Raw genomic sequence first — 24,333 nt, forward strand, 5'->3', positions numbered from 1 at the left:
ACGAGGAGAACGCCATGCATCGCACCATCGCTTGCATCCTTGGCCTTGCCGTCTGCATCGGCGTCTTGGCCCTGCCCCAGCCGGGAACGGCCCAGCCCTGTCCGCCCGGCATGGTCTGGACCCCGGGCGGCTGCCGCCCGGCGGGACCGCCGCCGGGTTACTATCCACCGCCGCGTCCGGTGCCGCCGCCGGCCTATGCCCCGGTGCCGCCGCCGGTCTACGACAACAACATCAAACAGGTTGAGCGGCGCTACGTCACCCTGCGCACCTGCCCGGGCGAAGGCTGTCCGCCGGTCACCACGCTCTCGCGCGGCACGCCGGTGCATATCCGCTCCTGGCAAGGACCCTACGTCTACGTGCGCGTCCCCGGCTCCCCCATCGAAGGCTGGGTCAAGCGCAACCGCCTCACGCCTTAACGTCCTTAAGATGCAGTCCACGGGCGGTTTCCGGGTAGATCCCGGGGACCGCCCGTTTTGTTGTCTCGCCGCCAAGGGTCGGACGCTGGGCGGCAAACTCCGGATCCCGGCCGTCGAGCACGGCAAAAAGCGCCCGCAGCTCGGCGTCGGCATGGAGCATCCGGACGTTTTTATGAAAATAGGCGATCATATCCGCGCCCATGGCGGCAAGGCCCGAACGCAGGTCGCGGCGATACAGACGCACGTCTTCAGCCGACCCGCCGGCCATCCCAAAAGCCACGAGATAGCGGTCGGGATGGACTTCATACACGGCGACGGCGGCAAAACGCGGGGGCAGCTCCACCCGTCTGGCCATGGCCTCGACGGCTTCCCGCACCGCTCCCCGGCGCACGAAAAATCGCTGCCGGGAAAACCCCCGTCGCCGGACCCAGAGAAGATGGTAGACAAGCACCCGGTCGTAGAGCCGTTGGCGCAGCACATAGCAGGCCACCAGGCCCACGGCCGCAACGGCCAGCGGCAGGCTCAACCACAGCGGCACGGCAGCGATTTTCGCTCCCAGCGCTTCCAGTTTGCCAGCCACGGCAGCCCCGATCTCCAGGGCCTTGCGTCCGGCGGCATCAAACAGTTCCGTCGCCACATCAGCAGTCTTGCCCAAATACGACAGCAATATCGCGCCGAGACGTGCCAGGATATCATCCACAGACCACCCTCCCCGCTGGTTCCGCCTGTCGGCCCATGACGGCAGCCCGGCTTCTCACTGTAAGCGGGCTACACCGCCGCCGCCCGGCTGGCAAGCCCCAAACGCCCCTTGCCAACCGAGTCCGCCGGCACTACCAGGGAAACCATGCACCGCATCACCACCAACATGTTTTTCAACCTCGGCCTGCTGACCTTTGGCGCCGCCATTTACAGCCTTGGCATCAAGGATATCGTCGTGGCCAAGGGCCTCATGTCCGGCGGCGTCTCGGGCGTGGCCCTGCTCTTGTACTACCTGACCGGGGTCCTCGGGCCTGGCGTCTACTATTTCCTGCTCAACCTGCCGCTCATGGCCCTGGGTTGGGTCAGCCTGTCGCGGCGCTTCATCCTCTACACCGTCTACGGCATGGGTCTTGTGAGCCTTTTCATGCAGCTTCTGCCCGAGCGGGCGCTCATCGCCGATCCGCTCCTGGCCGCCGTTTTCGGCGGCGCGGTCATGGGGGCCGGATCAGGCATCATGCTGCGCACGCTCGGTTCGGCCGGGGGGACCGACATTCTGGCCATCTGGCTCAACCAGAAATACAACCTGCGCATCGGCCAGTTCAATTTCTTTTTCAACCTGATCGTATTCGCCGCCGGGCTGACCTTTTACGACCCGACATTGGTGCTCTATTCCATTATTTTATCCTACACAAACTCCAAAGTCATGGATTATTTCCTGTCTCTTTTCAACCAACGCAAAATGGTCTTCATCATATCCGATCAATCAGACGCCATTGCCAAGGACATCATCCACACCTTAAAGCGCGGCGCGACATTCCTGCACGGAGCCGGGGCCTATACCGGAAAATCAAAACGCATTATTCTCACCATTACCAATACAGTGCAGATAAAACGATTGGAAGAACTGGTCTTCTCCCACGATGAAAACGCCTTTTTCGTCGTTGAAAATACGTTCAACGTCCTCGGCGAAGGCTTTTCCAGACGAAAAGTCTATTAGAAAAGTAAAGATAAAGCCAAAGAGTGCCTCCGGCGGCCAAAGGGCTGAGCCCTTTGGAATCCCACAAGGGTTAAGGGGGTGGACGTTATTTGGGTCCGGCTGTGCAGCTCTGCCGCCACTCCCCATTTGGCGGTCCAAGGGCTTGAAGCCCTTGGACCGCCAAAGCAGCGCCGCTTCCCGGTCCGCAACCGTCCGGAGTTTGCCCGCCACCGGCACGACCCCTTGAAAACTTCCCCGCATCGCAGGGGTCCGGGGGGATCATCCCCCCGGTGGGGTCCGGGGCAAAGCCCCGGCCGCCGGAGGCATCTTCCTCTCCTCTCTTCCTCTATTCCTCTATTCCTCTCTTCCTCTATTCCCCCATCTCGGCCAGGGCGTCGCGTGTGGCCGAGATGCCGTTTAGGGCTGCCGGAAAACCGGCGTAGGCCGCCATCTGGATCATTATTTCGACGATCTGCTCCCGGGTGAGCCCGACCACCCGGGCCGCCTTGACGTGGACCTTGAGCTGCGGGGCCATCGTGCCCCGGGCCGTGGCCGCCGCAATCATGGCGATTTCCTTCTGGCCGGGGCTCAGGATGGTGCGGGAAATCACGTCGCCGTAGGAGAAATCCAGGAGGAAATCGGCCATATCCGGGGCAATGCCGGCCATGGAGGCCACCACCTTCTCGCCGGCGTCCCGGCTGGTGGCGGCCAGGGTCGCCAGCCCCCGTGTCCGGCGGTCGGTTTCTCCGTCCGGGTGGGCCGGCCGCTGCCTGACCGTCACGCCCTTGGCCGCAAACACTTCCCGACACACGGCCAGGGCATTGAGTCCGGCCGGGAAGCCGGCAAAGACCGTGGTCACGTAGATGATCTCCACGATGGCCTCGGGGGAAAGCCCGGTGGCCAGACCGGCCTCGACGTGAAAGGCCAGCTGGGGCGCGGCATTGCCCAGGGCGGTCAGGGCGGCGATGGTCGCGGTCTGGCGCTCGGCCGGGGTCAGCCCGGGACGGGTGAAAATATCGCCGTAGCCAAATTCCACGACAAAGCGGCCCAGGTCCGGGGCAATGTCGGCCAGGGCATCCTGTACGGCCTGGGCTTTTTGCGGGGCCAGGGCGGCCAGGGCGGCATAGCCGCGTTCGTAGCGTTCGTTTGCGGTCATCGTGCTGTCTCCATTCGCAAGGGTGGGGCCGAGGGCCAATCCCAGGGCCAGGAGTATGCGCCAACGGCAAAAAAATGTCTTGATCATGGACGCCTCCTGCTGTTTCCGGCTGCACCCTAGACCCGGAAAATCAATATGTTAAATATCAATTTACATACTTATTGATATTTGAAAAATATCAATCCATGGAACTGCGGGATTTCGAGTGTTTTGTGGCTGTGGCCGAGGAACTGCATTTCGGGCGGGCGGCGGCCCGTCTGGCCATGTGCCAACCGCCGCTGAGTCAACGCATCAAAGCCCTGGAGGAGACGCTGGGGACGCGGCTTTTGGCCCGCACCAGCCGCCGGGTGGCCCTGACGCCGGCCGGCGAAACTTTTCTGGGTCGGGCGCGGGCCGTGCTGGAGCTGGCCGGGGCGGCCGGCGACGAGGCCCGTCGGGTGGGATTGGGGCTGGCCGGGAAATTGACGGTGGGATTCGTCAACCCGGCCATGGACGCCTTTTTGGCCGCAGCCCTGGGGCAGTTTCGGGGGCAGGCCCCGGAGGTGGAACTGTCGCTTCGGGAGATGACCACCCGGGAGCAGGCCGAGGCCCTGGCCGGGGGGCGCATTGATGTGGGCTTTTGCCGCTCTGCCGGGCAGGAGCCGGCCGGAGCGGCCCTTACGGAGGTGTCCCGGGAGCCGTACATCCTGGCTCTGCCGGCCGGCCACCCCCTGGCCGGATACCGGCGGGTGTCTCTGGCCGCCCTGGACGGTCAGGCCTTGATCGTGCCGCCGCGCGCCGGGCTGCCGGCCTTGTCCCAGGCGCTTGGCGCTGCCTTTGCCGCGGCCGGAGCCCGGCCGGTTGCGGTGCAGGAGGCAGCCTCGAAATTCACCATGCTTGGGCTCGTGGCCGCCGGCGTGGGACTGGCCCTGGTCCCGGCCTCGGTTCGGGTATGGCAGCGGGCCGGGGTGGTCTGCCGGGATCTGGAGGCCGGGCTGCCCCCGGTCGTCCTGGCGGCGGCCCTGCCCCTGGATCGGGAACACGCCGCCGCAACGCGACTGGTGGAACTGGCCCGGCAGGCGGCCGGTTCCAGGCCCGCAGCCCGGGCCGGAGCGGTCAAAGCGACTGACGCTTGCGGGCAGCCTGCCACTGGATGAGCCCCAGGCAGGCGGTGAGCATCATATCGCCGCCGGGGCTGGGGAAATCGACGTCAAAGCCGGTAAACGAGGCCCGTTTGGGGCCAATCACCGAGGTATACGGGAAAATCCCGGCCTCAGCCGGCAGCTCGAGGGTCAGGCAGCCGTGCCCGCCGCTGGCAAAAACCTCGGCGTTGGTCAGGTCGCCCCGGCGAAACCGCTCCAGGTCGGCCCAGAGGGTGTCGGGGTCGAGCATGCCGGTGTGGTGCTCGTAGATGCCGTGGATGCGGCGGCGATGGACCAGGGCGGCCACGGTGTGGCTGTTGCCGGCATTGACGCACATGACGCCGGACACGTCGGTCAGGGCGGCGATGGCCGGATCGGCCAGCATCCCGAGGACGGCGGCGGCAGCGGAATCGGCCACCGGCCCGCCGCCGATGGAGTCCTGCAACACGGCCAGCCGGGTCAGTTCCGACGGGGGCGTGGCGTAGACCAGGGCTTCTGGGCGGCCGCCGCTCTCCCGCAAAAACCGCTCCCAGAGCCTGAAGCGGCCCTCGCGGCTGCTTTTACCGGGATGCAGGCCATGATCCTGGGCGCAGGCCATGACCATATCCGGCTCGGGCAGGCCGGCCGCGCCGAGAAAGGCCCGCCAATAGCCGGGATCGTAGTCGGCCAGCGCCACGGGCACGTGCCCGGCCGGGCGCTCGCGGGTAATGACCACGCCTGTTGTGGCCACCAGCCGTTCGGGATCGTCAGTCAGGGCCCAGACCGCGTCGGGATGGGCGGCCAGGGGCAGGCCGGCCTTGAGATGCGCCCGGTAGGCCTTGAAAAACCCGCCGCCCATGTTGCGTCCGCACAGGTAGACGGAGCGGCCGGCGGCAGTCAGCGCGGCCAATCGCGCCCCCACCTGCCGCGCCGGGGCGGGCAGCACGAATTTGGGGCAGTTCTCCGGTTCGAGATCCGGAAAATGATAGAGCACATCCTGGGTGCCGGAACCGATGTCCAGACACAACACGCGGCGCTGCGGCATGACGCGGCCTCCTTGTCTTGGGAGCACCGTATCTACGCCACATACCGACCCGGCTCAAGGGGTTGCGGCCTCAGACCGCCGGATCAAGCAGCCCTTCGATCGCAGCCAGCAGCCGGTTGGCGTCGAGAGGCTTGTGCAAAACGGCGTTGGCGCTGCCCGGGGCCGGGGCATCCTGGCCGGTAATGACCAGGACGGGGATATGGGCCAGTTGTGGATCGCCGCGCAGGGCTTCGATCGCCGCCCGGCCGTCCATGCCCGGCATGGCCATGTCCATGGTGATGACCTGGGGGCGCAGCTTTTCCGCCGCCGACAGGGCGGATTCCCCGTCATGGGCGGCAGCCACGCGGTAGCCCTCGCCTTCCAGAAACTGGATGAGGAACGAGGATACGGCCGGATCGTCGTCGACCACGAGGACGAGCGGCTTGTCGCGGTCCCGGGTCCGGGCCGGAACCGGCGGCTGGCAGGCGGACTGCCCGGCCGTGGTCGGCAGCTCGAAAATAAACGCCGCGCCCCGGGCCGGGGCCGGCTCCACCCAGATGTGTCCGCCGTAGTGGTGCACAATCTCGCGGCAAATCGCCAGACCCAGGCCCGTGCCCTTGGACGGGGCCGAGCCTTCGGGGTCCAGGCGCACCTGTCGGAACTTGTCGAAAATGAGTTCACGATCCGCCGGGACGATGCCTGGCCCGGTATCCACCACCGACACCCGGGCCGTATCCGGCGTGGGCTGGGTGACCACCACGGTGACCGCGCCAACGGCCGTAAATTTGGCTGCGTTGCCAAGCAGGTTGAGCAGCACCTGTTCCAGCCGGTCCGGGTCGGCCAGGACAATGGGCGACGTCTCGGGCAGGCGCGTCTCGAGATCGACCTCGGGACGGGAGGTGAAGATGCCAGCCACGGCGGCCACGGCGTTTTTGACCACATCGGTGAGGCACACTTCCCGGTCGCGCCACTGCATCCGGCCCGATTCGATGCGCGAGAGGTCGAGAAAATCGTTCAAGAGCCGGGCCAGACGCTCGCCTTCATGCGTCAGCACGCCCAGGTTGTCCTCGATGCGCCCGGCGCGTTTGGACAAAAACAGGTCATTGCCGGCCAGGGGCGAGAAATGACGGACGAAATCCCGGGAGATGAGCTTGGCAAAGCCAAGGAGCGAGGTCAGCGGGGTGCGCAGCTCGTGGGAGACGGAGGACAGAAACGCGCTTTTGATCTCGTCCATGCCGCGCAGCCGCTCGTTGGCCTCTTCCAGTTCCCGGGCCTTGTGGGCCAGATCCCGGGTGCGCTCCACCACGAGATGTTCCAGATTGCGGGTGAGGCCTGCCAGGGCTTCCTCGGCCTGGCGGCGGTCGGTGTCGTCGCGGACCATGAGCACGAAGCCCGAAGGGCTGCCTTCTTTGTCGTAGATGCCAGACAGCCGGGCGGCGAATCGCCGGGTCTGGCCGTCGCGCTCCAGGGCAAAGGAAAAATCATGGCTGGTGGTCGGCGAGATCAGCCCCAGGGCCCGGCCCAGACGTCCCAGCTCCACACCCATCTGGACATGGAGTTCGCGCAGGTCGCGGCCGGCCAGATCGTCGCCCCGCACGGCAAAAATGGCCTCGGCCGAGGGATTGACATAGGTGATGCGCCAGGACTCGTCGACGGCGGCAATGCCCATCTCGGCACTGCGCAGCAAATTGTCGAGAAACATGGTTTTTTCAACCAGTGACTTGCCGACCACCTGCAAGGCTGCGTCTTTCTCCTCAAGGGCCGACTTGAGCGTGCGCACGTACTTGCTTTCAAGCCCCCGCACGATGTCAGACTGGGTGATAAGCCCCATGACCCGACGGTCGTCGTCCACCACCACCAGCCGGCGCATCTTGCGTTTGCGCATGACCAGCGCCGCCTCGAACACCGGCCGATCGGCCTCCACGCACACCACCGGACAGCTCATGATGTCGTAAAGCTTAAGCCGCCCCATATGGGGACTGTCGGCCAAGAGCCGCACCACGTCGCGCTCGGTGATGATGCCGGCCGGGCGGCCGTCGCGGGCCACGATCAGACAGGAAATGGAGCGGTCGGCCATACGGCCGACGGCCTCGCGCACGGTGATGTTGCCGCCGACCGTGACCACCTCGCGAGTCATGATCTCGCTGACGCGCTTTATCTCGGACAGGGAATCATAGCCAAGCCGCTCGACCAGATCGGACTGGGTGAGCACGCCCCTGGCCTTGCCGGCCGCGTCCACCATGACCAGATGGCGCAGGCGTTTGCTGGACAGCAGATGATAGGCTTCAAGCAGCACCGTGTCCTCGGCCACGGTAACCACCGGCGCGCTCATCAGCTCGCGCACCGGGCGCTCGGCGAAGTCCTCGTTGCGATGGGCCGCCGCCCACAGGACATTGCGTTCGGTGATGATGCCGACCGGCATCCCGTCATCGGTAACCACCAGGCAGGAAATGCCGCGTCGCCGCATGATCTCCAGGCCCTCGCGGGCCGGCGCATCCGGGGCAATGGAAATGACGTCCGGGGTGACGATTTCGGCCAGGAGCCTGTCGCCCATGAAACCTCCTCGGGCAGGATCCCTTCAGGGAACGGGTGGGCAGGCCGATGCCCGAATTTGGCGGTTTTGGCAAGCGGCGAGGCCCTGTCCGGGGGACCATTCCCGACCGCTTGCCGGCAAAGGCCACACGCTTGCCCCGAATTTGCGGCCGGCGCATCCGGCAATTTTGCCCCGGCCCCCGGGGAGCCGAGGCAGGCCCGGCCTTGGGCTGCGGCCCGTCCAAACGCTGGCCTCTGTCACTCTGGCGAACGCCCGCAGCCTCGTTGTTGCAATACGTGGCCCCCAAAAGGCCAAGGACTGGACGCTAGAGCCCGAGCTGTTCCCGCAGGACCGTGAAATCGAGATTGGCGTTAATGAGTTGGGCGCCCTGGCGGATCTTGATCTCATCGCGCAACTTGTGGCGCATAAGGAGCGTTTCCATCTTTTTGGCCACGGTATAGGTGTCTTCCCGGACCACGATGATGGGAATCTCCAGCACCTCGGAGCGGGTGAGGATGATGTCGTTGGGGTACAGATTGCCGGTCAGCACCAGACAGGGGCTGTCGCCCTCAAGGGCCACGAGGTGGACGTCGGAGCGGTCGCCGCCGACGATGATGGCGGAATTCTTCTGGCGTCGAAAATGCGTCATGAAGTTTTCCACCTGCATGGTGCCGATGAGGAAACTCTCCACGATGCGGTCGGACTTGTGATGGGCGCTTATGACCTTGCCGCCGAGCCGGTCGGCCAGATCAGACACCTTGATGGCCCCCATGAGCGGGTCCTTGGGGATGACGCCAAGGACGCGAATGCCCCGGTCGCGCAGAAAGGGGACGATGAGCTTGGTCGTCTCGTCCATGAAATTGGGAGCCACGTCGTTTAAGATGACGCCGGCCAAGTGGTCGCCGAGCTGCTCCTTGAGCACGAGCAGATAGTCGTAGTTGAGTTCCTTGGAATAGCGGTCGATGACCACGGCCTTGAGGCCCAGTTCATGCACCACGCGCACGCCGTCGGCCTGGCAGTAGCGGCCGGTGTGCATCCCGCCGGACCCGCCGACGATGGTCACGTCCTTGCCGGCGCTGACCGTGGCGTAGGCGTCCCGGATGGACTCCATGACGTCGCCGACCTGGTTGCGAAAGGCCCGGACCTGGAAATCATGGGTGGCAATGACCGGGGTCAGCGTTTCCGGTTCTTCGTGCGTCCGCAAAATCCGTTGGACATGGTAGGCGTCCTCGTCCCACAGACGGCCGTCAATTTCCTTGGGCACGGCCCCCACGGGTTTGAGATAGCCGACCTTGTAGCCCTCTTTTTGCAGGCGCAGGCCAAGGCCCATGACCACCATGTTCTTGCCCGAATATCCGGCCGTCGCTCCCACATACAATCCAGCCATGCCCGCCTCCTGCTGCGCTCCCGCCGGGAAGCGCTCATGCGGCCTGCCGTGACCGGGCACGGCGGCAGCTGCCCCCAAAATGCCTTCCCCGGCCATGATAATCAAGACAATTGGCCGGCCTTGGCGCAAAAACCGATTCCCGCCCCTCCCCGGGTTGGAATCGGCCCTCAAAAAGACTATGCTGCCGCGTCAACAGCACCCGCGCGAATTCCCCGCCTCTGCGCCGTCACGACGCAACAGCCCATGGAGCCAGCATGCCCGCATCGTCAGTTCCTGCAAAGGATCCGGATCAAACCCCGGCAACGCCCGAAACCTCCAGCGCCCTCTCCCTTGGCCACGAATTTGCCGATCCCCGGCTGCTGACCGTGGCGCTGACCCACAGTTCTTTTGCCAATGAACGCGGCGAGAGCGCCGGACATAACGAACGGCTGGAATTTTTAGGCGACGCGGTCCTGGAGCTGTGCGTGTCAGAGGAACTTTTTGCCCGGTTCCCCGAGGCTCCGGAAGGCGAGCTGACCTTGCTGCGCTCCCAGCTCGTCAATGAATCGAGTCTGGCCGTCATGGCCAGACGCCTGGGCCTGGAGAACCACGTGCTGCTTGGGCGGGGGGAGGAAAACCAGGGAGGCCGGGGACGGGCTTCGCTGCTAAGCGACGTGTTCGAGGCTGTGGTGGGGGCGATTTTCCAGGACGGCGGCTACGAAGCGGCCCAGACCTTTGTGGCCCGGGTGTTCGCCGGGTCGTGGCCGGCCCGGCCGGCCGCGCCCAAGGCCAAGGATTTCAAAAGCCGCCTGCAGGAGTACACGCAAAGGACCCACAAGACCCGGCCGGTCTATGCCCTGCTCGGCAGCGCCGGGCCGGAACACGACAAGCGTTTCGAAGTGCGTCTGACCCTGCCGTGCGGCCGGGAAATTCTGGCTACGGAAAAAAGCGTCAAAAAAGCCGAACAGATGGCGGCCCATATGGCCCTGGTGGCCCTGGGACAGAAGCCTTCGGACGACTCCCCCGCCGGTTGAGGCCGCAGCCCCCTCCGAATGGGGCGTCAAATTTCCGTCAGGCCGGGCGCGCTTGCGGCATCGGACCAGGGAGGGATCGCAATCCCGCGATCCACGCCTCCCTGGTCCTTTTCCATGGTGCTCGCCTTCTCTCTCAGGGTTAGCCGCTAATGAGCTGCATGGCCATCTTGGGCAGCGAGTTGGCCTGGGACAGCATGGCCACGGCCGACTGGGTGAGAATCTGGTTGCGCACGAATTCCGTCATTTCCGTGGCGACGTCCACGTCGGAAATCTGCGATTCGGCCGACTGCAGGTTTTCGGCCTGGATCTGCAGGTTGGAGATGGTGTTTTCCAGGCGGTTTTGCAACGCGCCGAGGTTGGCCCGGATCTTATCCTTGGACACGATGGCGGCGGTGATGGCTTCAAGCGCCTTCTGGGCCAGATCCTGGGTGGAAATGCTGCGTCCGCCCGGGCTGGTGCTGGCAGCGCCCATGCCAAGACCGAAGGCCGAGGCCGTGGAACACCCGATCTGCACGTAATAGTAGTCTTCGGAGCTGGAGTTGCCGGTGCCGAAGTGGACCTTGAGCTTGCCCTGGGGCGTCAACGCACTGCCGTTATGGGTCGTGCTGGAAAGGTTGCCGTTGAGCAGATAGATGCCGTTAAAATCCGTGGCGCTGGCGATTCGGGTGATTTCCGAGGCCATGGCCTGGTATTCGGAGTCGATGATCAGGCGCTGGGCCGAGGTATAGGTGCCGGTGGCAGCCTGTTCGGCCAGTTCCTTCATGCGAATGAGCTTTTCATCGACAACCTGCAACGCGCCGTCGGCGGTCTGGATCAGCGAGATGGCGTCGTTGGCGTTGCGCACGCCCTGGTTGAGCGTGGAAATATCCGACCGCATCAGCTCGCGGATGGCCAGTCCGGCCGCATCGTCGGCGGCAGTGGTGATGCGCAGGCCCGAAGACAATCTGCGGGTCGAAGTCGCCAGAGCGCCATACGAATTGGACAGATTCCGCGAGGCGTTGGCAGCCATCATGTTGTGATTGATAACCAGAGACATAGAAACCTCCTTGTTGCAACCAGACGATCCGTGTTGGTTTTGCCTAGTTAAAGCAGGAGGCGTTCCAAAGTCATTTTATTCTTTAATTCAATATGGTTACTATTCGATGATTGGTCCCTGGGAAAAAAAGTTCCGCCCGCTTCGCCAATAAACCAGCACAACACCCCGGCCACAGCCTGGTTCGCCTTGCCGGACGCCGCCCGGCAGGCAACCTTTGCCGAGCCGGGCCAAACGAAACCGCCCCCCGGCCATTTTGACCAGGGGGCGGTTTGGATCGACCCAGCCGGAGGCCGGCCCGGTTTACCGCTTGAGCTGAATGACTTCCGAAAGCATGGAGTCGACGGTGGTAATGGTCTTGCTGTTGGCCTCGAACCCGCGCTGGGTGAGGATCATGCTGACCATTTCCGTGGCCATGTCCACGTTGGAGGTTTCCAGGGTGTTGCCCGAGATAGAGCCCACGGAACCGGTGTTGGCCCGGTTGGTCGTGCCTTGGCCGGATTCCAGGGTGGCGGCGTAGAGGTTGCTGCCCTGGCGGCTTAGGCCTTGCGTGTTGGTGAAGTTGGCCAGGGCCAGGGCCCACAGCTTCTGGGTCTGGCCGTTGGAGAAGGTGCCGGTCAGGATGCCGTCGGCATCCACCGAGACGCTGGTCAAAAGGCCCGAGGTGTAGCCGTTTTGCGAACTGAACACGGTGGAGGACGATGTCGCGTAACTGGTGGTCACGGTGCTGTTGACCGTGGTTGTGGCCGGGTTAAACGAGACCAAGTCCAGGGGATCGCCGGAAGTGTCGGCAGCGGAGAGCAGCGTGCCGTTGGCTCCGGCCACAAAACCCTTCTTGTTGCTGAGGCCGACATTGAGGGCAATGTTGAGCGCATTGGGCGAATCGGTGAAGCTCGCGCCGGAGACGGACTTGAAGTTGGCGGTAAAGACCGGATAGCCGTTTTTCACGCTGGCCGCCGCCCACTGGGTGTTGTTGAAGGCGCCGCCGACGGCGTTGCTGGCCTGCAGGGTATAGGAACTCATATTTTCCAGGCTGCCCGAAGAGTCGAAGGTCATGGTGCCGGTCATAAGCAGGCCGGCAGTGGCCGTTCCGGCGATGGGGTTGCCGGCGGAATCGATGCGGCCGTCCTCGCTGGGATCGCAGGTGACGCAGTATTCCCAGTAATCCTTGCCGTCGGAGCTGGTGATCTTGTCGTAATAGGTGGTCAGGGTATGGGGCGATCCGTTTTCGTCGTAGACCTTCATGGTGGTCTGGTAGCCATACGCCGTGGACGGCATGGCCGGGCTGGAGGTGCCGTTCCACTGGGCGGTCATGGCCGAATAGTAATCGGTGCCGACGGTACGGGTATTCTGGCTGGTCGTATCGGAATCGAGCTGGGTGACCATGGTCATGCTGGACGTGGCCTTGGCCGGACTGGTGAACTGGGTGAGGCGAATATCCTGAATCTCGCCGGTCACCGGCACCTGGCTTAAAACCGTGCCGGCGGCGTCGGCTGAATCCATGCGGTCCTGATCCACCTTCCACCCCTGGACAGCCAGACCCTGCGGGCTGGTCAGGTAGCCGTCGGAATCGAAGCTGAAGTTTCCGGCCCGGGTATAGTAGTTGGTGGTGTTGCCGGTGTTGAGCATCTTGCCGTTGGACCCGACCTGGCTCTTCTGCTTGACCATGAAAAAGCCGTTGCCGCTGATCGCCATGTCCAGGTTCTCGCTGGTGGTCTCAAGACCTCCCTGGGAGAAATCCGACACCACCGTGCCCACGCGCACGCCGCGACCGATCTGCTTGACGCCGGCGGCGGTGCCGACGTCGGCGCTCATGAGGTCCATGAAATCGGTTCGCGCGCCCTTGAAGCCCACGGTGTTGACGTTGGCCAAATTGTTGCCGATGGTGCTCATCTTCGTCGAGTTCGCCAGCAGGCCCGAAACCCCGGACCACATGGATGTTCCTAATCCGACTGCCATAACTAACTCCTTTCCTTATCTTTTCCGCGCCGGCCTAGGACTTGCTATCGCCTGCGCTCGACGAATTGACGACGTTGGTGATGTCGGAGAAGGCCACATTGCGGCCGTTGCCGATATCGAGATAGTATGTTCCGCTGACCTGCTGGATGCCGGTGACGGTGCCGGTCATGGTAGAGGAAACCTTCATGACGTCGCCATCGGCGTTGGTGGCCGTGACGGCCACCTGGTACTGCCCGTCATCCATGACATTGCCGTCATAATCCTTGCCGTCCCAGTCAAATTCCACCTGACCGGCCTTGGCAGCCCCGGTGTCCACGGTGCGCACGATGTTGCCGCTGCTGTCCAAGATGTTGACCAGACAGGTGGAGGCATCCTCTGGCAATGTGAAGGTCACTGCGGTGGCATCTCCGTCCGTGAGTCCGATGGCTGTGCCAGTTGCTTCGATGGTCTTGCCTATAAAATTGACAGCCCCAAGAAGCTGCTGTTCCTGGCCGATGGTGGACAGTTTTTCGATGCCGGTATTGATCTCGGTGAGCTGCTCCACGCTTGAGAACTGCGCCAGTTCGGCCACGAATTCCTTGTCGTCCATGGGACTGAGAGGATCCTGGTACTGCAGCTGGGTCACAAGCAGCTGCAGGAAGGCGTCCATCCCCAACGAAGACGTGCCGGAGTCCTTCGTCGTCGAGCTGGCGGTGCTGCTCGAGGTGGAGGCAAGAAGGCTGCTGACGTAACTCATGGCCTACTCCGTTATCAGGCAAAAAGGTCGAGGCCGGAGGCTCGGGCTGTCATGGCCCCCGGTATGGCGGAACTGTCAAAGTCACTTGCGGCGGCTTCCCGGGCCAGACGGACCGAAGAGCGGATACGCTCCTGGGCCTCGCGCTGCTCACGGGCTTCATTGTGGCGTTCGGGGCTGTCCCAACCGGCCTGATTGTCCTGAGCCAGTCCGGTCTGCACATCGAGCTTGGCGACCTTGAAGCCCTGGTCTTCCAGGGTCTGCTTGATCTTGCCGGCCTGCTCCTGCAACGCGGCCGCTGCGTCGGCGTTGTCGGCGGTGATCACGGCGCGGACTTCCTTGTCCTTGACGGAAAGCGTCACCGAAACGGGGCCCAGTTCGTCCGGGGTCAGGTTGACGGTGAGCTGCTTGGCTTCCTGGGCGACGCCCTTTAAAATGCCGGTTTCGACCTGCTTGGCCACCCGGGCGGCCAGGGCCGGATCAAGGGTCTTGCCCGACTGATTGGCCGTTGACGTCTTCAGGGCGTCCATGGCGGCCAGGACCGGCGTGGCCTCGGCGGTCTGGGTCGTCAGGCTGGCGGCGTCGGCCTTGCCGCCGAAACGGATCTTGCTCATAAGCTCGGCCATGGACCCGTCCTGGCCGGGCTGGCCAAAGGCGTTCTCGCCGGACGCGCCCTGCTGGCCGCCAGAAAAATTCGCGGTTGTCTGGCCGGCGGCGGCCTGGGTTACGGCGGTGGTCTTTTGCGTGGACCCGGCAGCGGTATCGGACTGGACCGTCTTTTGAGCCAGGGCGGCCTCGTCGGGTTGACCGGCGAGCCCCGCCTGTTCGGCGGCCACGGCTCCGGCCTTGCCGGCCAGTTCGGCCGTCACGGTCGGTTGGGAAGCGGCTGTATGGGTCGCTTGGGCTGTTTGCTCGCCTGTTGCCGCGCCGGCACTGGCGGAGGTCTTGGCGCTGCCGGCGGTCGGGTCCGTATCCTGAGCAACGCCCTGCCCGGCCAGGGGAACGTCGGCCAGGGCGTCGAGTCCGGAAGCCCCATTGCCCTGCCCATTGCTCATGGCCACAATCTGGCCGGCCTTGCGGGCCACATCGTCCTGGTGCAGATCGGAATTGCGGCTTGTCGCTTCCCGCTGCCAGGCATTGGCCAGGACCGAAGACGCTGCGTCGCGGAAATCGGACAGGGCTTGGTTTTCCTTGCCGATCTGGGCCGCCAGTTCGTTTTTGACCAGCCCCATGGCGGTGACCAGCCCCTGACCGGACAGCCCGGCCTCGGCCCCGGACTGGGTAAACAGGGCGGCCAGCCGGGCTTGGGCGTCGTCGGACAGATTCATGGCCCGGCCCAGGGTGGTCAGTTCCGAGGCATTGAGACTAAACGATTCGTTGCCCGAGAGTGCGTCAAGCTTGCCGTTGACAGAAGACCACACCGACTGGGTTTCGCCCCGGGACAGGGCGTCGATCATCTTCTGGGATTCGTCCTGGGTGAAGCCGAGCTTGCCAAAAAGGCCGAGCAGCTGGACCTGGTCGTCGTTGGAAATGGTCTTTTTTCCCGACTTCTCGGTGGTTGCGACCTTCTTTTCGACTTCGGTCATAAGCTCGCCCCAGGTCAGGCTCTTGCCGTCGCCGGCCCGCTCTTCCAGGGCGTCGAGCTCTTCGTCGGTGAACCCCTGGTCCTTGAGCTCGGGCCGCAGGGCGGCAATATCTTCCCGGGTCATGGGGAGCTTCTTGAGGTCTTCATCACTGGGAGCGGCGGCGGCCTCGGTCAGATCCGCAGCATCCTGGGTCTGGGACTGATTCGTTGTGGTCGAGAGCGCCGTGCTGGAGGAGGAGCCGGTCCGGGCGCTGTCAAGGATACTGGCGAAAAGAGCCGATTGGCGGCTGCCAAGTCCGGCGCTGCCCATCAGGGCGGCATCAGCTGTGCTGCTTGCGGTGCGGCTTTGGATCAGGGGAAGAATTTGCATACCGGGCCTCCTGCCGGCACATAACTTCAAGACCCGTTCCAAATAAAAAAACCGTGCTATGACAACATATTGTCAAAGCACGGCAGAAGCATGGGGAGTTTTTTTCCGGTTGGTCAGCCGGCAAACAGGCCGGCGGTGCGCTCAAGCAGGGTCAGGCAGGCCAGACGGGAGGTCCGGTCGCTGTCGCTGTTTTGCAGCAGCCGTTCGAGATAACCGGCCAGGGGCCTGATCCCCGGGGCGAAGGCCGCGGCGAAGGAGGCGTCGGGGATGCTCCCCCGGCGCACCTCGCGGCCAAGCGCGCCGCCCAGACGGGCCAGCCCCCGGGACAGGGCGCGATGCAGCGCAGGATGGCCGCCGGCCAAAGCCGCGGCCGCGCCACGCGGCAGGTCCGCCTCCCACAGTCCGAAAAAATGGCCAAAGGCCGCCCGCCAGAATTCACCGACCAACTCCCTGGCGTCTGGCCCGGCGCCGACAGTGGGCGACAACGGTTCCAGGCGGCGCAGGCCATAGGCGTCCATGGCCGTGCGCAACAGCTCAAAGCCCGGGATATTCGCCCCGGCCAGGCGCGCATCCTCACCCCGGGCCAGCCGGGCCGCCACATAGGCCACCCGGGCCGGGTCAAGCCGGTCCCGGCAGACCACCGATTCCCGGAAACAGCTCCAGCAGTTCCGGCAGGACAACTGCGGGCGCAGGATGAAATGGCCGGGCTGGTAGGGGCCGGTCTCGTGGGGACTGACCGGCCCGACAGACACATTGAGCACCCGCCAGCCGGTCCAGGCGGCCAGATGCATGGGACCGGTGTCCGGGGTGACGAGCAGGTCCATCCGCTGGCCCATCATGGCCAGTTCCTTGAGTCCCAGCCGGCCGCACAGGTTGGAGACAGGGACCCCGGCCAGCCGGGCCGCCTCGGTCCCAAGGTCGACCTCCTCCGGGCCGCCAAGGAGCACCGGCACCAGCCCCCGGCGCGCCAGCTCCCGGGCCAGGACTGCAAAAAAGGCCGGGCCGGGCCGCTTTTCCGGCTGGCTGGCCCCCAGAAACAGCCCCACCGTGCGCCGCCCCGGACCGCCTTGGCGCGGAGCCGGCCAGGTGGTCTGGGCGATCAACCCGGCTGGAACCAGATCCAGGGCGTTAAATTCTGCCCAGTGAAAGCGGCTGTGGCGATTGAGGTGGACGACCGAGGCCCGGTAGAGCTGCCAGTCGCCGCGCACCCGAACGACCCCGGCCGGGTCGGCCACCGGCCCAAGCCGGGTTTCGGCCGGAATCTCGCCGGCCAGCCGGGCCGCTTCGGGCCGAATGCCCAGGTTGACGACCAGACTGTGCTCCCGGCCGCAGAGCCGCTCCCGGGCGCGCTCCAGGGGCACGTACTCGGCCGTGGGACTGATGGCGGACAAGGAGCCGGCAAAAGAGGCCTCGGCCACCACCGTCACCGCCTGTCCGGGATGGCTGCGGGCCAGCCAGAGCAGCAGCGGATAGGTGAGAATCAGATCCCCCATGCGCTGGGTCTGGATGACGGCAATGGGCCGGGTGTCGGCGCTAACGGCCATGGCCATTTTCCCCGGGAGATCCGTCCGCGTAGCCCGGCCCATCCGGCCTGGCTGGTACTGCGATCGGCTGAGCGGCCCCCCGGCCGGAGAGGGTCTGCTCCTTGGCGGCCTGGTCGGCGGCCAGGGCGGCAAAGGCCGTAGCGGCAGCGGCGGCCAGGGCGGCATCGTCATATTTGCCGTGCAGTTTGAGCTGATTGGCAAAGCCCTGGCCATAGCCTGCCCCGCCGACGTTGCCCGAGGCTCCGGTGGCCTTGGCGTGCAGGACGGTCAGATGGCCCCAATAATACGGGGTTTTGCCGGTCGCCAGCAGCCGCAGGTCATGGTCGAGATCATCGTACTGGGTGGGAGAAAAACGGAGGTCAAAGCCGCCAAGGCCGGCCAGGACCGGTCCGGCAAAAAGGTGGCAGCAGCCGGTCACGGTCGCGCAGGGCCGCGAAAGGCCAAACTGGCCCCAGTCCGGGGAGGAGAGCCACGGCCGGGCCAGTTCAAATCCCCGGCCGAGCGTGCCCGGCTCGCGGGGCGTGGGCAGCAGATGGGCGTCGCCGGACTGGACATAGGCCGGGGCCTCAAGGCCGCGCACCCGACAACCCCAGACCCCGGCCCCGGGACAGGCGGCCACGGCTGCGCCAAAGCGGCCAAGCCAGTCCGGCGGCACCAGGGCGTCGTCGTCGAGGTAGGCCGCAAACGCACTGGCTCGCACTTCGGGCAGGGCCGCCAGCCAGTTGCGGGCAGCCGGCGCGCCGATATTGACCGGCAGGCGCACCGTCGCAAGGCGCTCCCCGAACCGGGCGGCCGCCCCGGCCAACACCTCGGCCACGGCCGATCCCGGACTGCCGTTGTCCAGCACCACCAAATGCGCCCCCGGGGCATAGGTCCAATCGGTCCCGGCCAGGGCGTCCAGGGTCCGGGCCAGAAGCGCCGGGCTGTTATAACAATAGACCAGGACGGCCACGGACCCGGGCAGCGGAACGGTCTGCCGGTCCAGGCCGGCGGCCACGTCGGCGAACCGGGCCGTCAGCAGGCGGTCGAAGGGGCGAAGGGACAGGGCTGCGGCGTAGTGGCCAAGCGCCGCCTCGCGTGCGCCCTGGGCCAGCTTGGCCTCGGCCAGCCGGAAGGCGGCTGCGCCATTGGGCCGGTCGGTTGCCGCCAGCCGCAGATGGGCCTCGGCTTCCCCGGCCCGGCCGGCCAGCAGGGCCAGCTCGCCGGCGATCAGGCGGCCTGGGCCGGACAACGCCCCGCCCAGGCCGGCAAAGGCGGCCTCGATCTCCCGGGTGTCGGACCCGGCCGGCAGCATGGGGGTCACCGTCGCCAGCCGGGCCAGGACGCCGACCTCGCCCGGGGCCTTGTGGTGTCGGGCCAGCAGATAGGCCGCCATCCGGGCACTCTCGCGCCGGGCGGCCAGCCGCTCGAAATACGGCTCCGGACAGGCCGGGGCGGCGGCCGCCGCCACCGCTGCCGCGACCTGTCCGGCCGGGGACGCCGTTCCCAGGCGGGCGGCAACCAGCCGGGCGGCAGCCGCGTCAAAGGGCGCGTCCTCCCACACGGCCAGGGCCAGGGCGTCGGCCAGGGCCGAAGCCCCCTCCCCGGCCGCCACGGCGGCGTCCCGGGCCGGGATCAGACCGGCCCCTGTGCCGCCGATGGCCAACAGGCGGGCCAGCTCCCGGGGCATGGTCGCATACTGTCCCGCCATAGCCCGTCCCTCGTGTCGCGTCCGCGATATTCGTTGTTGTGCATGCACCGGGCAACACTCGATCCTGGTTCTTGCTCTCGCAACACTGCGGTCGCAGGCACGCGAGACGCGGCCCTAGCTCCCGAACGTGGCCCGCATGACGGCAAAAAGCTCGGTCATTCGCCGGGGGTAGGTGTGCTCGGCCAGCAGGCGACGATGCCCGGCCGCCATGATGCGCTCCCGGGCGGCCGGGTCGGCCAGATAACGCGCGATGCATTCGCCGATTTCCTCGGGATGATTGTAGACCGCCACCTCGCGCCCCGGCTCGAACAGGCGCTCCATCTGCCGTCTGGCGTCGGTTAAAAGAAACGCCCGGCAGGCCGGCACGTCAAACACCCGCTGGTTAACGGCCCCCTTCATCTGGAGGCTGGTGGCGTTGAAATTGATGTCCGAGAGCGGATAAAAATCCGGGAGTTGGTCGTAGTAGGCCAGCTCGGCCTGGTAGCGCCAGTCCCGGCCCTGGCCGGCAAAGGTTTCCCGCCAGCCCGGATCGCCGACCAGAATCGGCTGCCAGGGCAGGATGCGGCTGACGCAATCCGCCCGGTAGCGCCGGGTGGACTCCCAGATGACGGCGGTGGCATAGGCCAACCGGCGCTCGATGCTGCCCAGGGCTTCGTAGGCCGGGAGCAGCTCCGGCCGGACCTTGGCAAGATGCTCCCGCACGGTGCGGGCGTCTGACGCGCCAAAGGAGTCGGCCAGTTCGCCAAAGGCCCCGGCCAGAAGCGGCGGCGGCGCAGCAGCGGCCAGGCGCAGGCGGGTCTTTCGCGTCATCGAGTTGCCGACAAAGGACACCCGGCAGCGCCAGGGATGGTCGGCCGGCAAGGCCGGACGCGGACAAAAGCGCGTCTCGTCAGCGGCCAGGGGCAGGTAGTGGACCTGGGGAAAGCCGGCAGCGGCAAGCGGCGCGACGCTGTCGGCGTCCCAGGTGAAAAGGACGGTCTCCCGGGTCACGGCCGGGGCATAGAGCGGCAAGATCAGTTCCGGGCTGTCCACGAACCACGAGGCCAGGGGCAGGCGCAGGGCTTCGAGCAGTTCCAGCAGCACGCCCTGGCGGTCCACGCCCAGATGGTTGACGGTCAGGACGAAATCGGGCCGAAAATCTGCCACGACCCGGCGCACCATGGCAATGAAGTCGTCGCGGTCAAGCTCGGGGCCGGTTTCGAGGTAATGGCAGGGCGCGCCCAGACGGGAACAGGCGGCCATGACCTCGCCCAGCAAAAAAAGCTTGTTGGTCAGGCACAGCACACGGGGCAAGGCGTTTTGCCAGCGCGGCGGGGGCGAAACAGGGTCCGGGGCCAGGGCCGCAGCCAGCGCGGCAAAATAGGCCGGATGGAGGCGTCGCTGGACCGGATGCGACGAAATCGTCCAGGCGGACAGGCCGTTTGCAGCGGCAAAGGCCCGGACCCTCTCCGCCGTCCGGACCGGATCGGCCTCGTCGATCCAAAGCGCCCCGGGATCACCGGCCAAGCGGTCGGCCGCGCCGGTCAGGGCCGCTATGGCCGGGTCCCGGTCCACCACAACCACCGACGTCCCGGCCTCCCGGCAACGACTGGCGGCCAGTCCCAGGCCGGCCCCGAAAAAGACCGGCAGGCCGCCGCCGGCCATGGCCGCCTCGGCCCGCGCCTGTTCGGCTGCCGGACCATGCCGGCCGCCCAGGGTCCAGGTCTTGCCGCCAACCCGAAGCCGCACATCGGCGACAATCCCGTCCGCCAACACCGCCTCGGCCGCATAGGCCGGCGAAGCCCCGGCGGGATCAGGCCTAGCCACACACTCCGGTAAGCGCCCTTTCATCCGGCAGCACGGTGAAAAAGCCGATCAACTGCACCAACCCCAGGGTCTTTTCCACGGCCGGGCTTAACTGATAGAGATAAAAAGACTTGCCGGCGCTTTTCATGCGCGTGTTGACGGAAACCAAAAAGCCGATACCCGAGGAATCCATAAACGGCACGGCAGAAAGGTCGATAATCACGGTGCTCACATCGCCCTCAGTAAGCTCCGCGTCCAGGCGTCGCTTGAGGTCGGTCGTCATCTCCAAGGTAATTTCACCGGCGTACTTGAGCAGCAATGCCCCGCCCTCACGCCGAATCGTCAGGTTTTCCACAGCGCCGCCCCTATGTCCTTATGGATAAAGACCACGTTTTCCCTGTCCCGGCGTTTGACCTGACAGTCGTTGGCCAACATGCGCATGATATACAGGCCCCGGCCGCCCTCGGCATCGGGACCGGGATTTTCAAATCGCACCCCGGAACCGAATCCCCGGCCCCAGTCCACAATTTCCAGTTCGATCCAGGCTCCGGGAGTGACCGTCAGCCGCACTTCCAGCGGCCCCGGCTCGCCGCCGTAGGCATGGCGGCAGACGTTGGCGCAGGCTTCGGTCAGAATGATGTCCAGATCGTGGAGGATGTCGCCGTCGGCGATATATCCGGCCAGATAGTCCACCACTTCCTTGGCCAGCCGCCGGCTGTCCCCGGGATGGGATATCGTCTGAAATACCTTGCGGGTCACCGCACGTTCCATGCCTTGCTCCGGGGCCGACCCGACAGCCTGTCGCGCCTTGCCACCGTTAGGGTTTGCGCCGAAAGACCGGGCGGCGTCAAGAGGTCCCGGCAAAATCGACCCGGCCGGCCCCGTGTCGCCGGCCAAGGTCCGGGACGTCCGGCGTCAGCCTTCGTTTAAATATTCCTGCAGCGAGTAGGCTAGGGCCGGCGCCAGCTTGTGGCGCAACTGGGCCACCTCGTCCATGAACCGGGCGTAGGCAGGGTTTTCCTGAAACGAAACATGCACTCCATCCACCACCGTGTCGTAGCGGCGTTGCATAAACAGTTCACGGTGCCCGTTTTCATACATGAATTTGTTGAGGAAAAAAGTTTCCAGGGAGGCCAGGCGGTTGCTTTTGCTGCGCAATGGATCAACGTCGTCCGTATCATAGGGCGTGTGTTCATGGCGCACATACCGGTTGCACTTGTCGATATAGCCGGCCACAAGCCCGGCCAGTCCCAGGCGCAGGCCGAAATCGGAATCCTCTTCGCCGTAGATGCCGTAGTCCTCGCACCAGAACCCCAGCTGCTCATGGACCTCGCGACGCGACATCGAACAGGCCCCGCTGGTGAAGGAACGCTGGACAAAGGTGACGCCGTCCCCCCCGCGCGGATCGCACTCCTCGGGCGTCCCCGGCCAGATGTGAAATCCCACCGAACCGATCTGCGGACACCGCGTCAAGGCCTGCATGAGCACATCGGCCCAGGCCGGGTCCTCGATGAGGATGTCGTTGTCCAGACGCACGAAAAACGGCTCCCGGGACACGGACAAGGCAAAATTGTAGCCGCAGGCCACGCCCATGTTGCGATCGAACAGATACAGGTCGTCGATAACGCCCTTGCGGCGCAGATGCAGCAGATAATCCCGGGTGTCGTCCCGGCTGGCGTTGTCCACCACGGTCAGGCGGTAGGCCGCCCGGGTGCGTTCCCGGATGGTCTCCAGACAGCGGATGGTGGACGGCAGCCGGTTGTAGGTGACAACGGCGATATGGACCTGTTGCGGCATGGCGTTCTCGTGTTTCCCCGACCCTAATATTCCATATAGGTCGCCTTGCTGGCCTCTTTCTCCGACACCGACACGCTGACCAGCCGCACCGGTTCGCCGGTAATGGCCGCCTCAAGGCGGCGGTAGATATGCCGGGCCAGATTCTCCGACGACGGGTTTTCCAGTGAAAATGCCGGCAGATCGTTTAAGTGCCGGTGATCCAGTTCGCCCAGAATCTGGCGCAACCGGCCGCGCAGCACCTTGAAATCGACCAGATATTCCACCTTGGGGTCAAGGCGTTCCCCCTCGACCACAGCCTCGACGCCAAAGTTGTGGCCGTGCAGATTTTCGCACGGCCCTTCATAGCCCCGCAGACAATGCGAGGCGCAAAAACCCTCGGTGACCGTCAACCGCCAGCGACCCTTGCGCTGTTCCGTCATGTCCGTGCCTCCGGCGGCCAGGGGGACGCTGCCGCTCCCGGATACTGCGCCGTTTCTCAGCGTTGTTTGTAATACTGCTCCAAATCAGCGGCCAGGACCGGTTCCATTTTCCGGCCAAGCTTTACGACCTCTTCCATGTAGCGGGCATACTCCGGATTTTCGGCAAAGGTCACGTTGAGGCCGTCAACCCGGGCATCATATTTCCGATGCATAAAAAGATCGCGCAACCCGTTTTTGTACATGAACTTATTGAGTAAAAACAGTCGCAGCGTCGCAACGCGATTCTTGTTGTTGCGAAGCGGTCCGACGTCGTCCGTTTCATACGGCGTGTGCTCATGCTGGATATACCTGCCGCGTTTGTCGATATACCCGGCGATAAACCCGGCCTGATGCAGACGAAAGCCGAAATCGGCGTCCTCTTCGCCGTAGAGGCCGTAATCCTCGCACCAAAAGCCCAACCGCTCATGGACATCGCGCCGGGACATTGAGCAGGCCCCGGTCGTAAAGCTCCTGGGCACAAAGACGACGCAATCGCGCAAGGCGGCAATCGTATCTTCCGGGCAATTGGCCCAGACATGAAAGCCCACGGTTCCGGTCTCGGGGCGCGTCGTCAGAGCCTCCATCAACACATTGGCCCAGGATTTGTCCTGGATGATGATGTCGTTGTCCAATCTGACAAAAAAAGGCTCTTTTGAAATCGACAAGGCGAAATTATAGCCGCAGGCCACACCCATGTTCTTTTCGAACAAATACAAATCATCAATAATTTTTTTATTATACAACCGCAGCAGATAGGCGACTGTTTCCTGTTTGCTGCCGTTGTCGACAACGGTCAGCCGAAAATCCGTATCCGTCTTGGCCACGACGGATTCTATGCACTGTATGGTCGATTCCAGTCTGTTGTACGTCACGATGGCTATGTGCAGTCTGCGGCCCATCGGCACCCCTCCGCAATCATTCCCGCCGTGCGCCTCCGGCGGCCAGGAGAGGCTCTGCCGGGGGGATGCATCCCCCCCGGACCCCCTGGATGGGGCGGGTGTTCTTATTGACCCAACACAGAACTCTTCGCCCCACAGATGGGGGGTCCGGGGGCTTCAAGCCCCCGGCGGGGCCT

General features: G+C 64.9%; 21 protein-coding genes. 4 read left to right on the top strand and 17 right to left on the bottom strand.

The features are described from left to right. The first annotated feature begins 14 nt into the window (after positions 1 to 14). Positions 15 to 416, top strand: coding sequence for a hypothetical protein (locus NY78_RS11315; protein WP_043635779.1), 402 nt, complete (start codon positions 15 to 17; stop codon positions 414 to 416). Here the strand turns inward: NY78_RS11315 and NY78_RS11320 are convergent. After that, entirely contained in the window at positions 406 to 1,116 is a 711-nt protein-coding gene (locus NY78_RS11320; RefSeq protein ID WP_043635782.1) for a hypothetical protein, read from the bottom strand. The genes NY78_RS11315 and NY78_RS11320 overlap by 11 nt on opposite strands. Positions 1,117 to 1,260: 144 nt before the next feature. Here NY78_RS11320 and NY78_RS11325 point away from each other — a divergent pair, with 144 nt between their 5' ends. Next, entirely contained in the window at positions 1,261 to 2,112 is an 852-nt protein-coding gene (locus NY78_RS11325) for a YitT family protein (RefSeq protein ID WP_043635785.1), read from the top strand. A gap of 349 nt (positions 2,113 to 2,461) precedes the next feature. Here the strand turns inward: NY78_RS11325 and NY78_RS11330 are convergent, their stop codons facing one another. Continuing rightward, positions 2,462 to 3,334 (bottom strand): carboxymuconolactone decarboxylase family protein, encoded by an 873-nt coding sequence (locus NY78_RS11330; RefSeq protein WP_082139978.1) that lies wholly within the window; start codon positions 3,332 to 3,334, stop codon positions 2,462 to 2,464. Between the two features lie 98 nt (positions 3,335 to 3,432). Between NY78_RS11330 and NY78_RS11335 the strand changes: the two genes are divergently transcribed. Next, entirely contained in the window at positions 3,433 to 4,383 is a 951-nt protein-coding gene (locus tag NY78_RS11335; protein WP_082139986.1) for a LysR substrate-binding domain-containing protein, read from the top strand. Here the strand turns inward: NY78_RS11335 and NY78_RS11340 are convergent. From NY78_RS11340 to NY78_RS11350, 3 genes are all read right to left on the bottom strand, one after another. Further along, positions 4,343 to 5,392 carry a DUF1786 domain-containing protein gene (locus NY78_RS11340; protein WP_043635788.1) on the bottom strand — a complete coding sequence of 350 codons (1,050 nt, stop codon included), beginning with the start codon at positions 5,390 to 5,392 and terminating at the stop codon, positions 4,343 to 4,345. The two genes, NY78_RS11335 and NY78_RS11340, sit on opposite strands and share 41 nt — an antisense overlap. Before the next feature lie 70 nt (positions 5,393 to 5,462). Continuing rightward, positions 5,463 to 7,925, bottom strand: a complete 2,463-nt coding sequence (locus NY78_RS11345; protein WP_043635790.1) for a CBS domain-containing protein — start codon at positions 7,923 to 7,925, stop codon at positions 5,463 to 5,465. Between the two features lie 304 nt (positions 7,926 to 8,229). Beyond that, positions 8,230 to 9,291, bottom strand: coding sequence for a phosphotransacetylase family protein (locus NY78_RS11350; protein WP_043635793.1), 1,062 nt, complete (start codon positions 9,289 to 9,291; stop codon positions 8,230 to 8,232). Positions 9,292 to 9,545: 254 nt separating this feature from the next. Here NY78_RS11350 and rnc point away from each other — a divergent pair, with 254 nt between their 5' ends. After that, positions 9,546 to 10,304 (top strand): ribonuclease III, encoded by a 759-nt coding sequence (gene rnc, locus NY78_RS11355; RefSeq protein ID WP_043635794.1) that lies wholly within the window; start codon positions 9,546 to 9,548, stop codon positions 10,302 to 10,304. A gap of 139 nt (positions 10,305 to 10,443) precedes the next feature. On the opposite strand, the gene NY78_RS11360 is transcribed toward rnc, so the two are convergent. The 12 genes from NY78_RS11360 to NY78_RS11415 all read right to left on the bottom strand — a co-directional run bounded on the left by NY78_RS11360 (position 10,444) and on the right by NY78_RS11415 (position 24,157). Next, complete coding sequence (locus NY78_RS11360) at positions 10,444 to 11,340, bottom strand: flagellin N-terminal helical domain-containing protein (protein ID WP_043635797.1); 897 nt, start codon at positions 11,338 to 11,340, stop codon at positions 10,444 to 10,446. Positions 11,341 to 11,640: 300 nt separating this feature from the next. Continuing rightward, positions 11,641 to 13,296, bottom strand: coding sequence for a flagellar hook protein FlgE (locus NY78_RS11365; RefSeq protein WP_043635799.1), 1,656 nt, complete (start codon positions 13,294 to 13,296; stop codon positions 11,641 to 11,643). 34 nt (positions 13,297 to 13,330) lie between these two features. Beyond that, positions 13,331 to 14,032, bottom strand: coding sequence for a flagellar hook assembly protein FlgD (locus NY78_RS11370; protein ID WP_043635802.1), 702 nt, complete (start codon positions 14,030 to 14,032; stop codon positions 13,331 to 13,333). Positions 14,033 to 14,046: 14 nt separating this feature from the next. After that, a complete protein-coding gene (locus NY78_RS11375) occupies positions 14,047 to 15,984 on the bottom strand; it encodes a flagellar hook-length control protein FliK (RefSeq protein ID WP_043635804.1) in 1,938 nt (645 codons plus the stop codon). 113 nt (positions 15,985 to 16,097) lie between these two features. Continuing rightward, the gene (locus NY78_RS25760; protein WP_043635993.1) at positions 16,098 to 17,528 is read right to left on the bottom strand and encodes a glycosyltransferase family 9 protein; all 1,431 of its coding nucleotides are present in this window, start codon (positions 17,526 to 17,528) and stop codon (positions 16,098 to 16,100) included. Next, the gene (locus tag NY78_RS11385) at positions 17,518 to 19,218 is read right to left on the bottom strand and encodes a glycosyltransferase family 2 protein (RefSeq protein WP_082139979.1); all 1,701 of its coding nucleotides are present in this window, start codon (positions 19,216 to 19,218) and stop codon (positions 17,518 to 17,520) included. Before NY78_RS11385 ends, NY78_RS25760 begins: the two co-directional genes overlap by 11 nt. A 114-nt stretch (positions 19,219 to 19,332) precedes the next feature. Continuing rightward, complete coding sequence (locus NY78_RS11390) at positions 19,333 to 21,024, bottom strand: CgeB family protein (protein ID WP_231583947.1); 1,692 nt, start codon at positions 21,022 to 21,024, stop codon at positions 19,333 to 19,335. Beyond that, on the bottom strand, positions 21,017 to 21,358 hold the full coding sequence (locus NY78_RS11395; protein WP_043635806.1) for an STAS domain-containing protein: 342 nt from the start codon (positions 21,356 to 21,358) through the stop codon (positions 21,017 to 21,019). Before NY78_RS11395 ends, NY78_RS11390 begins: the two co-directional genes overlap by 8 nt. Further along, positions 21,346 to 21,774 (bottom strand): ATP-binding protein, encoded by a 429-nt coding sequence (locus tag NY78_RS11400; protein ID WP_043635809.1) that lies wholly within the window; start codon positions 21,772 to 21,774, stop codon positions 21,346 to 21,348. Before NY78_RS11400 ends, NY78_RS11395 begins: the two co-directional genes overlap by 13 nt. Before the next feature lie 144 nt (positions 21,775 to 21,918). Continuing rightward, entirely contained in the window at positions 21,919 to 22,800 is an 882-nt protein-coding gene (locus tag NY78_RS11405) for a glycosyltransferase (protein WP_043635812.1), read from the bottom strand. A gap of 23 nt (positions 22,801 to 22,823) precedes the next feature. Then, the gene (locus NY78_RS11410) at positions 22,824 to 23,219 is read right to left on the bottom strand and encodes a 6-pyruvoyl trahydropterin synthase family protein (RefSeq protein ID WP_043635815.1); all 396 of its coding nucleotides are present in this window, start codon (positions 23,217 to 23,219) and stop codon (positions 22,824 to 22,826) included. A gap of 56 nt (positions 23,220 to 23,275) precedes the next feature. Continuing rightward, positions 23,276 to 24,157, bottom strand: coding sequence for a glycosyltransferase (locus NY78_RS11415; protein ID WP_043635818.1), 882 nt, complete (start codon positions 24,155 to 24,157; stop codon positions 23,276 to 23,278). Positions 24,158 to 24,333 lie beyond the last annotated feature (176 nt).

The sequence above is a fragment of the Desulfovibrio sp. TomC genome, assembly GCF_000801335.2.
Taxonomy (GTDB): Bacteria; Desulfobacterota; Desulfovibrionia; order Desulfovibrionales; family Desulfovibrionaceae; genus Solidesulfovibrio.